A 15,346-nucleotide genomic window follows, 5' to 3' on the forward strand; every position below is an offset into this window, starting at 1 on the left:
CCTGTCACGATCACAGGAATGCCTAGTCGGCAAATCGCTTGAACAGGATGCTGGCGTTGGTTCCGCCGAAACCGAAGTTGCTGCTCAGGACGTAATTGGCCTGATACTCCTCCGATCCGCCGCCCATGTAATTGAGGTCGCAGTCGGGGTCGGGGGTGGTGTGGTTGGCGGTGCCCGGTACAATGCCCTTGTGCAGGGTCATGCACGAGAAAACGCCTTCCATGCCGCCCGCGGCACCGAGCAGGTGGCCGGTCTGGGACTTGTTGGCGGAGATGCGCAGCTTGTATGCGTGGTCACCGAACACCTTCTTCATGGCAAGGGTTTCTGCCTTGTCATTGAGGCTGGTGGAGGTGCCGTGCGCGTTGATGGCATCCACATCGGCGGGGGTGATGCCCGCTTCGTCAATGGCCGCCTTCATGCAGCGGGCCATGCCGTCCGCGTCTTCGCGGGGAGCGGTCATGTGGTATGCGTCGCCGGTGGAGCCGAAGCCTACGACTTCCGCATAGATGCGGGCGCCGCGAGCCTGTGCGGACTCAAGGGATTCCAGCATGAGGAAGCCGGAACCTTCACCGATGACGAAGCCGGAGCGCTCTGCGTCGAAGGGACGGGAAGCGATTTCGGGCGTTTCGTTACGGTTGCTGCACAGCGCCTTCAGTGCGGTGAAGCCGGAAACACCCATGGGCGTGATGGTGGATTCGACACCGCCGGTAATGGCTGCATCGCAACGGCCCATCACGATTTCCGTGTATGCATGGCCGATGGCGTGGGTGCCGGAAGCGCAGGCGCTGGTGAACACCACGTTGGGGCCCTTGGCACCGGTGAAGATGGCAACCTGACCGGGGGCCATGTTGGAAATGAGCATGGGAATCATGAAGGGGCTGACCTTGTTGGGGCCAGCTTCCACCAGTTTGGTGTGGAACACTTCAATGGTATCCAGGCCGCCGAGGCCTACGCCGAGCAGAACGCCGATGCGGTCGGCATTTTCATCAGTGATGGTGATGCCGCTGTCTTCTACCAGCATCTTGCCGGTGGCCACCGCGAACTGAACGAAGCGGTCCATGCGGCGGGCTTCCTTGGCGGGAATGTACTCAGCGGGATCGAATCCCTTCACTTCACCCGCGATCTGCGAGGTGAATTCGGAAGCGTCGAAATGCGTGATGGGGCCGATACCGGATTTGCCGGCAACCAGATTTGCCCAGCTGGTTTCAAGATCCTTGCCCAGCGGGTTCAGGGTTGCGAGGCCGGTAACAACAACTCTTCTTTTTGTCATTATTCGTTCCTTGAGGCTTGCGGCGCAGTCCAGCGCTGCCGGAGCAGGTCAGGGGCACCTTGCGCACCGAGTGCGCGCAGTGTCATGATCACGCTGCTGAAAGCCCGAGATTGTCACCCTTGCGGGAGGGCCGGGACGCGGCCGGAAGAAACGGGTCAGGCGTCTTATGAAATTTCATAAGACGCCCGCGATATATGGCTTACAGTATTACTATTACTGCTTGCTTGCGATGTAGTTGATGGCGTCCTGCACCTTCAGCATCTTCTGGGCGTCGTCGTCATCGATTTCGGTGCCGAACTCTTCTTCCATAGCCATGATGAGTTCGGTGAGGTCGAGGGAGTCAGCGCCGAGGTCTTCAACGAAAGAGGCTTCGGGCTTAACTTCTTCGGCGGAAACGCCGAGCTGGTCGATGATGATCTGCTTTACTTTTGCTTCGATAGACATGGATTCCTCCAAAGGATTGTTTCTTCGTTTGTACCGCGTTTTGTATACGGTGTGGTGTCTGAATTTCTTCGGAACCGGCTTAGCAGTACATGCCGCCGTTCACCGCAAGTACCTGACCGGTGATGTAACCTGCCTTCTCAGAGGCGAGGAAGGCGACTGCTTCCGCAATATCGTCCACAGAGCCGAAGCGCTTCATGGGAATGGCGTTCTGGTACTCGGTACGAACGGCTTCCGGAAGGGCCTGGGTCATGTCGGTTTCGATAAAACCGGGAGCTACGGCGTTGACAGTGACGTTGCGCGCGGCAAGTTCCTTGCCCAGAGCCTTGGTAAGGCCGATAAGGCCGGCTTTGGCGGCGGAGTAGTTGGCCTGACCGGCATTGCCCATCTGCCCCACAACGGAGGTGATGTTGACGATGCGGCCGTAGCGCTGCTTGGTCATGAGCTTGGCAGCCTCGCGTGCGGCAATGAATGCGCCGCGAAGGTTGATGCCGATGACGCTGTCAAAGTCCTCGTCCTTCATGCGGAGAACGAGACCGTCCTTGGTAATGCCCGCGTTGTTCACGAGCACGTCAAGGCGCACCTTGTCCTTGATTTCATTCTTGAAGAAGTCGTTCACTTCTTCAGCGTTGCCCACGTTCAGCTTGAAGGCAGAGGCCTTGCCTCCTGCGTCGATGATGGACTGGGCAACGGCCTGCGCTTCCTCGGGCTTGGAAACGTAGGTCAGGTACACCTGAAAACCGGCTTTGCCCAGAGTCTGGGCGATGGCTTTTCCTATCCCTCGGGAGCCGCCGGTTACCAGTGCTGTAGAAAGTAGTTCAGTCATAGTCGCTTCACGGGTTTTGGGTTTGGTGCGAAAAGCACTGCCTTATACCTTAAAGAAAGTATAACTTCAATTCCCAAAAAACGTCGTTGTTCGTAATTGTATAACGTGCTCGGATTGCTGGACGAAACGGTCCGGCTTAGAATTCGAGCAGTGCAGAGCCCCAGGTGAAACCGCCGCCGAAGGTGGTCAGCAGAACACGCATGCCCGGCTTGAGCAGGCCCTGGCGCTTTGCATCGGCCAGCGCCAGCGGAATGGAGGCCGCAGACGTGTTGCCGAACTTGTTCAGGTTGACGAACACCTTTTCGGATTCGATTTCCAGCTTCTTGCCTACGGCTTCGATGATGCGGATGTTGGCCTGATGCGGAATCAGCAGGTCAACGTCGCTCGCGGTCATGCCGTTGCGGGTCAGCAAGGTCTCGCAGATGCCTGCCATGCTGCGCACGGCGTGCTTGAAGACTTCGCGTCCCTGCATCATGACAAAGTGCTCGGCAGGAACAGGCTGGTTCAGCTTGTACGGAACCGAAGAGCCGCCGCCGGCAATGGTCAGCAGGTCGCGCAGGGAACCGTCGGAAGACAGTTCGATATCGACGACCTTGGCACTGCCGGGGGTCTGCTTTGCCGAGATGACAACGGCACCGGCTGCGTCGCCGAAAAGAACGCAGGTATTGCGGTCTTCCCAGTTCAGGCGGGTGGTGAGCGTTTCTCCGCCGGAAAGCAGAATGGTGGTGTCTTCGGAAACGGCGGTCAGGCCGCAGGCGACCTGCAGTCCGTAGACGAAGCCGGAGCAGGCTGCGTTCATGTCCAGCGCCATGGCGCCCTTGATGCCGAGCTTGTCCTCAACAACGCACGCGGTGTTGGGGCAGTATGCATCCGGGGTGCAGGTGGCGACAAGGATATGGGTCAGTGCTTCGGCACCGATACCGGCGTCGGCCAGCGCGACCTTTGCAGCTTCCGTAACAAGGTCGGAAGTGCACTGGCCTTCTTCGACCACGTGGCGCTCTTCAATGCCGGTTCGGGTCCTGATCCATTCGTCGTTGGTATCGACGAATTTTTCAAGATCATGGTTGGTCAGTACCTTTGCGGGAGCAAAGGAGCCGAACCCGTGGATATAGCAATGCTTGGTCATGGCAGTATCCCGAACGCGGGACGGCGGCACGACTTTTGCCGTGCCGCCGCTCCGACGATCAATTCTTGACGGCCTTGCCGAAGCTGGTCAGCTCCTCATTGGCGCTGATGGCTTCAACCAGACGTTCGTTGGTTTTCTTCTCTACGAAGGCGGCTGCCATTTTGACCGCGTTGGTAATGGCCTTGGCGTTCGAGGCGCCGTGGCACACAATGGCGATTCCTTTCAGGCCCAGAACGGGGGCACCGCCGTATTCGGCGTAGTCCACCATGCGGGCAAAGCGCTTGAAGGCGCTTTTGGCGAGCAGCGTGCCGATCTTTGCAATAAGGCTCGACAGCAGTTCGCGCTTGAGAATGCGGCTCATTGAAGAACTCAGGCCTTCGCTGAGTTTCAGGGCCACGTTGCCCACAAAACCGTCACAGACAATGACATCCACGTCGCCCGTGAAGAGGTCTCTGCCTTCCACGTTGCCGACAAAGCGGATGTTCTTTGCCATCTTGAAGAGGTCATACGCCTCTTTCACCTGTGTGTTCCCCTTGCCTTCCTCTTCACCGATGGAAAGCAGGCCGATGCGCGGAGACTCGTATTCGAGCAGGTCGCGCGCATAGGCGTCGGCCATGAGGCCGAACTGGAACAGGTGATGCGGTTTGCAGTCCACATTGGCGCCTACGTCCAGAAGGACGATGGGCTTTTTTTCCGTGGGCATGACGCTGGCAAGCGCCGGACGGTCAACCCCCGGAATACGACCCATGATAAACATACCGCACGCAACAGTCGCACCGGAGTTACCGGCGCTTACTATTCCATCCGCCTTGCCTTCCTTGACGAGTCGGCAGGCAACCTGAATGGAAGAGTTCTTTTTGCGGCGCAGTATGTCTGAAGGCTTTTCGTCCATGCCGGCAACTTCATCCGTATGGACAATATCATAGACCACCTTGCCGGAAAGCATTCCGGAAGGCAGTCTATCGAGTTCAGCCTTGATTTTCTCCGCGTCGCCAACCAGAGCGAGCCGGATGCCGTAAGTGCGGGCAGCCTCTATCGCACCGGGAATGTTGACGGCGGGGCCGTGGTCCCCGCCCATGACGTCCACGGCGATAATGGGGCTGTTATGCATTTTCCTTCGTCATCTGGCGGCCGTTGTAGGTACCGCAAGCGGCACAAACACGGTGGGGCAGAGCAGCTTCGCCGCACTGGCAGAAAACAACGGTGGGAACAGCCACGCGGTGGTGGGAACGACGCATGCCCTTCTTGGACTTGGACTTCTTAGTCTGAGATACAGCCATGACAAACCCTCTCTTTTTTTCCTCCCGGCTTTAGGGACCGGAAAGGCAGTAATGCTTATTTATTGATTTTCAGGTTCTGCAGCACGGCAAGGCGGGGATCAAGTTCCTCGGTCTTGCAGTCGCAGCTGCCCGTGTTCAGATCCATACCGCACGTGGGGCACAGACCTTTGCAAGCTTCATTGCACAACGGCTTAAGCGGAAGCGATACAACGAACTCTTCCCACAGAATGGCGGAAACTTCAATTTCCAGCCACTGACCGTCCTTGGCGGGGCGAACGGCGGGTGCCTGTCCCGGCTCAAGCAGGTCTTCCTGCATGGAGAAGAGTTCCGTGAACTTCTGGTTCACCGTTATGGTGGCGTCCTCCGCGCAACGGTCACACGGCATGGCGACAGTGCCGGCAATGCGACCGCGCACAAGACAGCCGTCTTCCTGCGGAAGAAGGTGCAGCACGGCGGACAGTGCATCCACAATGCGGTAGGGCAGCTTGAATTCAGCAATCGGTTCCAGCCAGATGGACTGCGCGTCGACCGTGATTTCTTTGCCCTCTGCGGGGATGTCGTTCAGTGGAATCCAAATTTGTGTCATAAGTAATATCCTTGCGGAAGGCGATTTCTACATGCGACCTCATCGACTTGTCAAGAAAAGGGTTGCCTTTTTTACGGTGAGGGTATAATACACCCATCTCTTTGCAGGTGATAGAGGAAGAATGTGCGGTAGCAGAGGCTCCGCTGGCACCTGCAGTATAGTGAAACCCGAATTATTTTCATCATATATGGAGGATCGCCATGTCTAGAGAATGCGAAATCTGCGGTAAGAAGCCCCAGTCCGGTAACCTGGTTTCCCACTCCAACATCAAGACCAAGCGTCGCTTCCTGCCCAACCTGCAGAGCGTTCGTCATCAGCTGCCCAGCGGCGAAGTAAAGCACATGAGCGTGTGCACCCGTTGTATTCGCTCCGGTGCTGTTGTTAAGCCCGTTACCGCCAAGAAAGCCTAAATTTTAAGGCGATCCTGACAGGATGAAAAGGCCCCGAGGTATCTCGGGGCTTTTTTTATATCCTCCCCTTGGTTCATCTGGCATGATTTCTTGCCGATAACAAGTGAACGACGGATGAAAAGGAGAGGGCATGCTCTGGTTCGTTCTTGCCTTGGGCACAGCTTTTTTTTCCGCCCTTGAGGCGACTGTGGTGAAAAAATGGCTGGGGCACCTTTCGCGTTATGAGATGCTCGCCTGTTTTCTGGGCTGGAGCTGGCCCATGTTCGCCCTATATATATTGATACAGGGCTGGCAGCCCCTTGCTCCTGCGTACTGGCATGCGTTGCTCTTTATGCTGCCGCTGAACATTCTGGGCACCTTCATCCAGTATGAGGCCATTCGTTCCGCCCCTCTGTCGCTCACCATGCCCTTGCTTGCCTTTACTCCAGCTTTCATGATCGTTACCGGCCTTGTTTTTCTGGGGGAAATGCCTTCCCCTGTCGGGCTGGCCGGTATTGCCTGCATTGTAGCCGGAAGTTGGATGCTGAACGTGGATTCCGCGAGCCCCACTGCCTTGCTTGAGCCTTTTCGTGCCATTTTCAGAGTGAAGGGGTCGCGTTATGCGCTGTATGCCTCCATGATCTGGGCCGTGGGGGCCGTTCTTTCAAAACGTATGGCGGTATCCGGAGACCCTGTTTATGCAGGAGCCATGTTTTTTGCCATTCACAATGTGGTTCTTGTGGGCGGACTTTTTCTGACGGGCCGGGCATCACCGCAGGTATTGTTGCGGCATCCCGTAGCCGGTGCGATTTCGGGATTGGTGCTTGTGGCCCATATTGCCTGTCACTATATCTCCATAACCATGGTGACCGCGGCTTACATGATTTCCATCAAGCGCCTGAACGGCCTGTTCTCCGTCCTTATGGGCAGGCTTTTCTTCAATGATGAAAATGTCTACGGAAGGTTGGCCGGTGCTGCCATGATGGCGTTTGGCGCCGGAATTATAGCCTTTCTTGGGTGAGAGAAATGTTTGGAGGCATCTGTCAGAATTGAGCAGTATTAGGCAGTATTAGGCAGAATTGGGAGACATAGGGCTTGCGTTCCATGACAGAATGATTACCAATGGCTGAGCGAAATGGTCCACTTTCGGACGGACCGGCGGCCGGATGCAGGCTGTTGTACAGCGTCGCAGTTTCGCACCCTTGGGGGAATTTCCCACAGAACCCAAACACGGGATGCCTGATGTTTCCTAAATTATTTCTGCTTTTTACGCTCATTCCCATCATGGAGCTTTATACATTGGTGGAGGTCGGTTCCGTCATCGGCGTCGGATCGACTATTTTGGTTGTTATTCTGACCGGTATTGCCGGTGCCTGGCTTGCCCGCATGGAAGGCTTCAACACCATGATGAAGGTCAGGGAAAGCCTTGCGCAAGGTAAGGTGCCTGCAGACGAGATGGTGGAAGGCCTGCTCATTCTGGTAGCCGGTATTCTGCTGCTGACGCCCGGTTTCATTACGGACTGCATGGGCATTCTCATGCTGGCCCCCTTTACCCGCAAACCGCTTGCCCGCGTGCTACGCAAGCAGTTCAACGAATCGGTCAAGGTGCAGGGAGCAGGTTCGTTCGGCTCTGCCAACGGTGCCGGATTCACGTACTATACGTGGCATTCTTCCGGTGGTCAGCGTACTTCGAGCAATGAGGCGTTTTCCGCACAGGAGTTTGAAGCCCGCCTGCGTGGTGCCGGTAACGAAGAAGCCTCACCGCGCAAGGCCGTGGTCATTGATTGTGAGCCTATTGATGATGACAACTCCGGCCGGAAATAGCAGTATTGGCCGTATGACAACAAAAAAGGCAGCATGGCTGCCTTTTTTTAGGTGTTTTCAAAGTCTTCAAGGAGTTGCCATCGGCGGACAAAGAGTTTGGGGTCGCCGTATTTCTGGTTCTTGAGGGCATATTCTCGGACAATAGGTGAGCCGAGATGCTCTATGAACGCGGCTTCGCTCTTCCAGATTGAGTAGAGCATGAAGCTGTCCTTGCGCCCGCTTTCCTGCATGACGCGGATACTTTTGCAATCCGGGTTCTTGAGTGTAGTTTTGACGTACTCGAACAGCTCCTGCCTGCTATAGACCTCCAGCCCCGGTTTGGCAGTGAATATGCTGGTGATATGTATTTCGGCAGAGGCTTGTTTTTGCTCTGCGGCTGCGGAAGATGGGCTGGCTTTGATCGGTCTGTCAGGATTGTCTTGCATGATGGCTCCGTTGTGTTGTGAGGAGCAAAAACTGTCTTTTCAGAAATCAGGTTGTAAGAATCGTACCATATAATATCCGAAAGAGGAGGGGGTATGAGGTTATTTTCCGGACTCGTTGCCGCATGTGTCGTGGTTCTGCTGCTGTCTGTCTCTGCACAGGCTGAGATGATCGGTTCCGTCAATACGGTGTTCAAGGTGCTCGGGGCAAATGACAAGATAGTGGTCGAGGCCTTTGATGATCCCGATATCGAGGGAGTGACCTGCTATCTGAGCCGCGCCAAGAAAGGCGGAATCTCCGGCAGCCTCGGGGTTGCGGAAGACACCTCGGATGCCTCGCTGTCTTGTCGGCAGGTCGGGCCCATTACGGTTCCCGAACGTATCCGCAACAAGAAGGAGGATGGCGAGGAAGTCTTCAAGAAGCGGACCTCGCTGTTGTTCAAGAGTATGCAGGTTGTGCGGTTTTATGATGCCAAGCGCAATGTGATCATCTACCTGACCTACAGCGACAGGGTTATTGAGGGCTCTCCCAAGAACTCCATCAGTTGTGTTCCGGTCATGCCTTGGGGGAACTGATCAAAAATTGATCAGGGCAGTCCCTGCTGTCTGGTCTCAAGCAGAACGAGGTTGATGGTGTCCAGCAGTTCCTGACGGGAGTATGGTTTTCCGAGAACCGCCTGAAAACCGCTGCTTTCCTCCATGAGACGTTTGTTTTCCGCAAAGGCGGTCAGCGCTATTACAGGTGTCTGGGCTGCCGACCTGCCGCTTTGCCCGTCACGGATGCGATGGGTGATTTCTATGCCGTTGGGGCCGGGCAACTGAATATCCATCAGAATGATGTCGTATTGGTTGCTTACCAATGCTGCAAGCGCCAGTTCTCCATCGGGCACCACGGTGACCTTGTGGCCGGAAAGCTCCAGCAAGCCCTTGCCAGCCGCCTGACTGATGGGGTCGTCCTCGACAAGCAGGATTTGCAGGGTATGCTCTGCACCTGAAGCAGCAGCCGTACTTTCTCGTGCGGCTGCTTCCCTCACGATTTCAAAGGGTAGCAGAATGAAAAACGTGCTTCCCTTACCTTCCTCGCTTTCTACCCATATGCGGCCGCCCAACTTGCGTGTGAGGCTGCGGGTGATGGAAAGACCCAGTCCTGCCCCGCTGAATTCCTTTGTCAGATAGTCCTCGGCTATGGTGAAGGATTTGAATATGTGCTTCTGGGTCTCTTTGGACATGCCGGTACCAGTATCCTGAACCGTGAAGAGCAGATTGACGAACCGTGATGACTGTTCCTGCTGTCCGCCGTGCGGCTTAACGTGCAACCTGACGGTCCCCTTTGGGGTATAGCGTACGGCATTTGACAGTACGTTGGTAAGAATCTGTTTCAGGCAGCCCGGGTCGCAGAACAGTTGCTTTGGAATGGAATCGTCGAACTGTGAAGAGAATGAGAGGGATTTTACCTGCGCCTGCTCTTGGATGACATCCAGCAGGGGCTGCAGAGTGTCCTCAAGGCATATCATTTTTCGGTCTATTTTCAGGGTGTCGGTTTCAATGTGGGACAACTCGAGCAATGAGGAGACAAGTGAAGTGAGACGGACAGCGGATTGATTCAGAAAGGACAGCAGTTCCTTTTGTGCAGTGTTGAGCTCGCTGTCTGCCAGCAGTTGTGCCATGCCCTGTATGCCATTCAACGGAGTACGCAACTCGTGGCTGATGTTGGCAAGAAAGAGGCTTTTGGCCTGACTGGCTGCCTCCGCGGCTTCCTTGGATTTGGAAAGCTCCGCAGTCCGCTGCTGTATCAGTCTGTCCAATTCCCTGTTCTGGTTGTAGAGAGCCAGATGCGTTTTTACTCTTGCCAGAACGATGGAGGGATTGAATGGCTTGGTAATGAAGTCCACCCCGCCCATAGTGAAGCCTTTTTCTTCATCGTTGTTGGAGTTGAGTGCAGTGACGAAGATGACGGGAATATTAGCCGTCTGCGGTGCGGTTTTGAGTGCCGCGCATGTTGCATAGCCATCCATGCCGGGCATGACGATGTCGAGCAGAATGAGATCCGGCGGGTTGTTCTTTGCCAGTTCAACTGCGTCCTGACCGCTTGTTGCCACATTGATGGAATACTCCGGCTGGAGAATGGCATAGAGCATCTCAATGTTGGCAGGAGTGTCGTCAATAATGAGAATCCTGTAACGGTTGGGTTTCATCATGAGGCTCCCCTGCAATCGGTGCCGCACATGATGTTGTTGAGCAGGCACTGGCGTTCTTCTTCAAAGTCTGCGTGCATGATGGCGGCAGATCGTATGTCTTTTTCAATGCGTACAAAGGCTTCGATGATCTGCGGATCAAACTGGGTGCCGGATTTGTTTGCGACAATCTCCAAGGATTCCTGATGGGATATGGGCTCTTTGTAGATCCGCTTGCTTATGAGGGCATCGTAAACATCCGCTACCGCCATGAGCCTGCCTGCCACCGGAATATCCGTTCCCGCCAGTCCTTGCGGATAACCGCTTCCGTCCCACCATTCGTGGTGCGTGTGGGCTATCTCCCGCGCAACCCGCAGGAAGGAGTTTGAAGAGTTGAGCATGCCTTCCGCCCGTTCCAGAGTATCCCTGCCGTATACGGTATGCAGCTTCATGATGGCGAATTCATCATCATTGAGGCGACCCGGTTTGAGCAGTATTTGGTCGGGGATGCCTATCTTGCCTATGTCGTGGAGAGGGATGGACGCACAGAGAAGGTCCACGGGCACTTGCCGGAAATAATCCCGGTAGTCGACATGGTGTTCAAGCTGTTCGGCGAGAAGCCGCACGTAGAGTTGGGTGCGTTTGATGTGACCGACCAATTCGTTGTCACGCATTTCTGCCAGACAGGCCATGCTGAAGATGGTTACGGACTGTGTCAGCGCAATCTCCCGCGTTCTTTCTTCCACAAGATGCTCCAGGTTATCTTGATACTCCTTGAGCTTCAGGTGGTTGCGGACACGGGCTTTGATTGTTGGCGGACTGAACGGCTTGGTAATGTAGTCCACAGCGCCGAGCTCCAGTCCTCTGGCTTCATCTTCGGAGTCGGAAAGCGTGGTGACGAAGAGGATGGGAATGGCTGCGGTATTTCTGTTGCGTTTCAGTTGCTTGCATACTTCGTATCCGTCCATGCCGCTCATGACGATGTCCAGCAGGATGATGTCCGGTCTGGGATCCGAGCTTGCCAGCTTAAGAGCATCTTTTCCGTTCGTGGCGGCACTGATGGCGAACTCGTCCTTGAGGACTTCCTTGAGGATGTGAATGTTGGCAGGCGTATCGTCAACTATGAGAATTCGTTGTGGTGCGGTCATGGCAGTTCCTCTTTTCGGGGGGCGTTAGCGCTTTGTTGCTGCACCAGAGTGGTGAGTCGCTCCAGCCGGACAGCCGCCTTCTTGAAGGCAAAAGACGAGAGGTTGTCGCCGAGCTCTGTAGCGGTTTGTGCATCAATATGCGTAAGCGTTGACGACAGCGATTCGAACAGGGCCAGAGCTGCCATGTCATGAATGGCTATCGCCTCTCGGAGTTTCTGCAAATTCTCCATGAATTCGGCAGAGGACATTTCATTTTGCGGTTCGGCTTGCTGGTCCGCTTTGTTGGCAATGAAGTCATTTTCAGTGTTGCCGAACGGGATTGGCTGTACCTGCGCAGCCTCCAGATAACGCGCTATGTTTTCAGAAGCGCTGCCCATTGCTGTTTCAAGGGCATCCAGTGTTCTTTCAGGAGCGTCTGTATTGTCTTGAAGAGCCTGGCAGGTTTTCTCCGCTGCATGAAAGACATTCATGGCTCCGATGTTCCCTGCAATTCCCTTCAGGGTGTGGGCCAGACGGAAGGCTGTTTCGTCTGTGCCATGCTTCAGGCACTGTCGGATTTTGTCGGGAACTTCGGTCTGTTCCCGGATGAACCCGCGGAGCAGGTTGGCGTAAACATGACTATTGTCGCGTACTCTCCGCATGCCTGCGGCAATATCCAACGTAGCACTGCCGTTGAAGGATAGCTCCTGAGAAGGAGGGGTATCCGGAATTGTTACCTCTACCGGTTCCCAACCTCCTGCGTGAATCCATTTCCCAAGAGTTCTGTATAGTTCGTCAGGATCTATGGGCTTGTTGACGTGGTCGTTCATGCCGGACTGAAGGCTGAGCTCCCTGTCGGTGTTCATGGCATGCGCGGTCATGGCGATAATGGGAAGGCCCTGCAACCGTGAGAGGCTGCGGATTGTACGGGCAGCTTCAAGGCCGTCCATCAGGGGCATCTGGATATCCATGAGCACGGCCTGAAATTCTTGCTGCTGTACCAGGTTCACGGCTTCTTCACCGTTGTTGGCGATGGTGACTGCCATGCCGGCTCCTTGCAGCAGTTCGCGTGCAACCTGTTGGTTGAGTTCGTTGTCTTCTGCAAGAAGGATGCGGGCTCCGCGGATGTGGTCAGGAAGTTTCTGTTCTGACAGGCAGGTCTCTTCCTGAGCCGATCCTGCCCCACAGTCGAATGCCTCCATGACGCTGTTGAACAGCATGGAGCGATTTATGGGCTTGAGCAGGAGGCCATGTAATCCTTCAGAAAGAAGGCGCTGGCGGATTTCATCACGTCCGTAGGCTGTCACGACAATGAATTTGGGCAGTTCCGGTAACGGTAGATTGCGGATTGCATGTATGCAGGAGATGCCGTCCATTTCCGGCATCTTCCAGTCCATGAACACCAGATCGTATGGTGCGCTGCCGTTCTGCATCATCTCAATGGCCCGTTTGGGCGAAATGGTGGTGTCTACCGTAAGGCCGAAAGATTCCAGTGACTCGGAAAGCACCTGCAGCGCGCTCGGATTGTCATCTACAGCCAGCACCCGGCATTCCTTCAGTGACTCCGGCATGCGATAGTTCTGCCTGGCAACCTCGGCGACAGGCAGTGTGAGCTGGAAGGAAAACTCCGTGCCAAGTCCCTTGACGCTCTTGCATGTGAGTTCGCCCCCCATCAACTCGACAAGGCGTTTGGAGATGCTCAGGCCGAGTCCCGTACCACCGTAGAGACGTGTTGTGGATCCGTCAGCCTGATAGAAGGGGGTGTACAGATTCCTGATGCTCTCCTCGGTGAGACCTATGCCGGTGTCCTTGACGCTGAACCCCACGGTTGCAAAGTTTTCATCATGCCCCAGATCCTGAATGGTGATGACCACCTCGCCTTCTTCAGTGAATTTGACCGCATTGTTGGCAAGATTGATGAGCACCTGGCTCAGTCGCAGAGAATCTCCGTACAGCCCCGTCGGCACTTCCGGATCAAGGGCAAGAAGTAGCTCAATGCCTTTTTCTTCAGCCGTCAGGACGACGATGTTGATAACGTTGTCCAGTATCGTATTCAGTGCGAAGGGATGGTTCTCTATCTCAACCCTTCCGGCTTCGATTTTCGAGAAATCAAGGATGTCGTTGATGATCCTCAGGAGCGTGTCCGATGCCAGCCTGATTTTCTGAAGGTAGTCCTTTTGCCGAGGAGTCAGGGCCGTGCGCAGGGCAAGATGGCTCATGCCGATAATGGCGTTCATGGGCGTACGGATTTCGTGACTCATACGGGCCAGAAATTCGCTTTTGGCCTTGTTCGCTCTTTCCGCAACGTTGCGGGCGGTTTCCAGTTCCTTGGCGTTGTGTATCTGTTCCGTAACGTCACGGGTGATGCCGCGGTAACCGGCAATGGCGCTGTTTTCGTCGCTAAATGGCGTTCCCGTGGAATACAGCCATACCGGGTACCCATCTTTATGCATGCAGGCTTCTTCCCAGTGCACGTGGCTCATCTCGTTGTTTTCAACCTTGTTGCCGTATTGGTTCAGGAGAGGGGCAAGGTTGAATGGAGGATCGGCGGCAGCCTCCTCCACCGTGTATCCGAGAATGTTTGCAATCCGGGGGCTGATATAGGTGAGCGAGCCGTTCGGGTCGGCTTCCCAGATGATGTCCCACGAGCCTTCAACTATTTGTCTGAAGCGGTTGCGGCTTTGCAATATTTCCCGGTTGCTCAGCCGTTTCTCGGTTGTTCGTTTGGCTTGAATGAATGCTGCCAGAAAGATCAGCAGAGCCAGCACTGCGAAAAGGTAGCAATAGAATAGAATGGTCTCCTTGGTGAGCATTGCCAGTTCGGCGCGGGGAATCATGCCGACAAGCTTCCAAGAAAGCGCTTTGGTATTGTTGTGACCAAGGTTGCTTTGAGGGAGGTAGTTTATGGTCATATATGTGACCAGATTACCGTTTGAATACATCTGTCCCTTGCTGGTGGGGGTGATGCTTGCCCACTCATCAGGGTATGCCGCGCTGAATGTCACCCCTTGCCTGTCCGGGTACATGAATCCCCAGCATTGCTCCGGGGCGGCACTGTAGAGCCAGTACCCCGTGTTGTTGAGCAGCATGATTCCGGAGCGTTCCTTCCTGTCCAGATGGGCAAGCTGGTGCAGTATGCTATCTGCCAGGTAATTGAGAACGATGACGCCCTGCGGTTTCCCCTTATTGTCATATGCCGTTGCGGCAAAACGGATCATTGGTTTGATGGGGTGTTCAATGACTCCATGTTCGATGTTCAGATCCAACGGGGAGAAGTATACGGCTTCAGGAGGCAAGTCTCTGGCTTCCAGAAAATAGTAACGTTGGGATTTGTTCTGGAGCTGGTCGTCCGGAACCAGAAAGGCTCCTTGCGACACCTTGTTGATGCGTATGTCTTCCATGCCGTCCATCCGCAGAAGACGAGCCTGATCAAACTGTCGGTTGTTCTTGATGAAGCGGTAAAATTCACCCTGCAGAGCCTGCCTGTGTTCTGCGGACCACGTGGAAAGGTAGTCGCGCACCTCAAGATGCAAGGCGAGGTTTATCAGGCTCTGTGATATGGTATTGAGCTCCAGCTCAATAGATTTTCCGGCGAATTCGATGAGCGATACCTGTCTGCGCTCAAGAGCGGATAATTGGGTCGCAATTTCCTGACGGGCAATAAAGAATACGGAAGCAGCCACAATCAATACAATGGGGAGACCCAGCCGCATCGTATTCAGCAGCAGCGGGCCTTCCTGATATTTCTTGCGGGAACTGGGAGTAAGTCTTTTGCTGTTTTTCATGAAATAACCACGGATGTTTCTCTACAGAATAGTGGATGTCATGAAGTGCAGCAATGTCATTCGCCCGTTTATAACGGTACTCGGGGTAGATTATAA

At 54.9% G+C, this 15,346-nt stretch carries 15 protein-coding genes; 4 read left to right on the forward strand and 11 right to left on the reverse strand.

Annotation, left to right across the window (positions count from 1 at the left end):
- Window positions 1-22 precede the first annotated feature (22 nt).
- From fabF to N1030_RS01990, 7 genes are all read right to left on the reverse strand, one after another.
- Window positions 23-1,270: a beta-ketoacyl-ACP synthase II gene (gene fabF, locus N1030_RS01960; protein ID WP_265827336.1), complete on the reverse strand. Its 1,248-nt coding sequence runs from the start codon at window positions 1,268-1,270 to the stop codon at window positions 23-25.
- Between the two features lie 213 nt (window positions 1,271-1,483).
- Window positions 1,484-1,714: an acyl carrier protein gene (gene acpP, locus N1030_RS01965; RefSeq protein ID WP_174405008.1), complete on the reverse strand. Its 231-nt coding sequence runs from the start codon at window positions 1,712-1,714 to the stop codon at window positions 1,484-1,486.
- Between the two features lie 79 nt (window positions 1,715-1,793).
- The gene (fabG, locus tag N1030_RS01970) at window positions 1,794-2,537 is read right to left on the reverse strand and encodes a 3-oxoacyl-[acyl-carrier-protein] reductase (protein ID WP_265827337.1); all 744 of its coding nucleotides are present in this window, start codon (window positions 2,535-2,537) and stop codon (window positions 1,794-1,796) included.
- Between the two features lie 136 nt (window positions 2,538-2,673).
- Window positions 2,674-3,663 (reverse strand): beta-ketoacyl-ACP synthase III, encoded by a 990-nt coding sequence (locus N1030_RS01975; protein ID WP_265827338.1) that lies wholly within the window; start codon window positions 3,661-3,663, stop codon window positions 2,674-2,676.
- A 58-nt stretch (window positions 3,664-3,721) separates the two neighbouring features.
- Window positions 3,722-4,774 carry a phosphate acyltransferase PlsX gene (plsX, locus tag N1030_RS01980; RefSeq protein WP_265827339.1) on the reverse strand — a complete coding sequence of 351 codons (1,053 nt, stop codon included), beginning with the start codon at window positions 4,772-4,774 and terminating at the stop codon, window positions 3,722-3,724.
- Window positions 4,767-4,943: a 50S ribosomal protein L32 gene (gene rpmF / locus N1030_RS01985; protein WP_265827340.1), complete on the reverse strand. Its 177-nt coding sequence runs from the start codon at window positions 4,941-4,943 to the stop codon at window positions 4,767-4,769. Before rpmF ends, plsX begins: the two co-directional genes overlap by 8 nt.
- A 55-nt stretch (window positions 4,944-4,998) precedes the next feature.
- Window positions 4,999-5,529, reverse strand: a complete 531-nt coding sequence (locus tag N1030_RS01990) for a YceD family protein (protein WP_265827341.1) — start codon at window positions 5,527-5,529, stop codon at window positions 4,999-5,001.
- Between the two features lie 200 nt (window positions 5,530-5,729).
- Between N1030_RS01990 and rpmB the strand changes: the two genes are divergently transcribed.
- The 3 genes from rpmB (at window position 5,730) to N1030_RS02005 (ending at window position 7,742) form a co-directional block, all read left to right on the forward strand.
- The gene (gene rpmB / locus N1030_RS01995; protein WP_265827342.1) at window positions 5,730-5,939 is read left to right on the forward strand and encodes a 50S ribosomal protein L28; all 210 of its coding nucleotides are present in this window, start codon (window positions 5,730-5,732) and stop codon (window positions 5,937-5,939) included.
- 130 nt (window positions 5,940-6,069) lie between these two features.
- Window positions 6,070-6,939: an EamA family transporter gene (locus tag N1030_RS02000; RefSeq protein WP_265827343.1), complete on the forward strand. Its 870-nt coding sequence runs from the start codon at window positions 6,070-6,072 to the stop codon at window positions 6,937-6,939.
- A 221-nt stretch (window positions 6,940-7,160) separates the two neighbouring features.
- Window positions 7,161-7,742 (forward strand): FxsA family protein, encoded by a 582-nt coding sequence (locus tag N1030_RS02005; RefSeq protein WP_265827344.1) that lies wholly within the window; start codon window positions 7,161-7,163, stop codon window positions 7,740-7,742.
- Between the two features lie 47 nt (window positions 7,743-7,789).
- On the opposite strand, the gene N1030_RS02010 is transcribed toward N1030_RS02005, so the two are convergent.
- Complete coding sequence (locus tag N1030_RS02010; protein WP_265827346.1) at window positions 7,790-8,167, reverse strand: putative quinol monooxygenase; 378 nt, start codon at window positions 8,165-8,167, stop codon at window positions 7,790-7,792.
- 93 nt (window positions 8,168-8,260) lie between these two features.
- On the opposite strand from N1030_RS02010, the gene creA reads away from it, so the two are divergent.
- On the forward strand, window positions 8,261-8,740 hold the full coding sequence (gene creA, locus N1030_RS02015) for a protein CreA (protein WP_265827347.1): 480 nt from the start codon (window positions 8,261-8,263) through the stop codon (window positions 8,738-8,740).
- 11 nt (window positions 8,741-8,751) lie between these two features.
- On the opposite strand, the gene N1030_RS02020 is transcribed toward creA, so the two are convergent.
- The 3 genes from N1030_RS02020 to N1030_RS02030 are packed head-to-tail and all read right to left on the reverse strand — an operon-like array spanning window position 8,752 to window position 15,250.
- Window positions 8,752-10,362: a response regulator gene (locus tag N1030_RS02020; RefSeq protein ID WP_265827348.1), complete on the reverse strand. Its 1,611-nt coding sequence runs from the start codon at window positions 10,360-10,362 to the stop codon at window positions 8,752-8,754.
- Complete coding sequence (locus tag N1030_RS02025) at window positions 10,359-11,486, reverse strand: response regulator (RefSeq protein WP_265827349.1); 1,128 nt, start codon at window positions 11,484-11,486, stop codon at window positions 10,359-10,361. Before N1030_RS02025 ends, N1030_RS02020 begins: the two co-directional genes overlap by 4 nt.
- On the reverse strand, window positions 11,483-15,250 hold the full coding sequence (locus tag N1030_RS02030) for a response regulator (RefSeq protein ID WP_265827350.1): 3,768 nt from the start codon (window positions 15,248-15,250) through the stop codon (window positions 11,483-11,485). Before N1030_RS02030 ends, N1030_RS02025 begins: the two co-directional genes overlap by 4 nt.
- Window positions 15,251-15,346: the final 96 nt, after the last annotated feature.

The sequence above is a fragment of the Desulfovibrio mangrovi genome (assembly GCF_026230175.1).
Classification (GTDB): Bacteria; Desulfobacterota; Desulfovibrionia; order Desulfovibrionales; family Desulfovibrionaceae; genus Halodesulfovibrio; species Halodesulfovibrio mangrovi.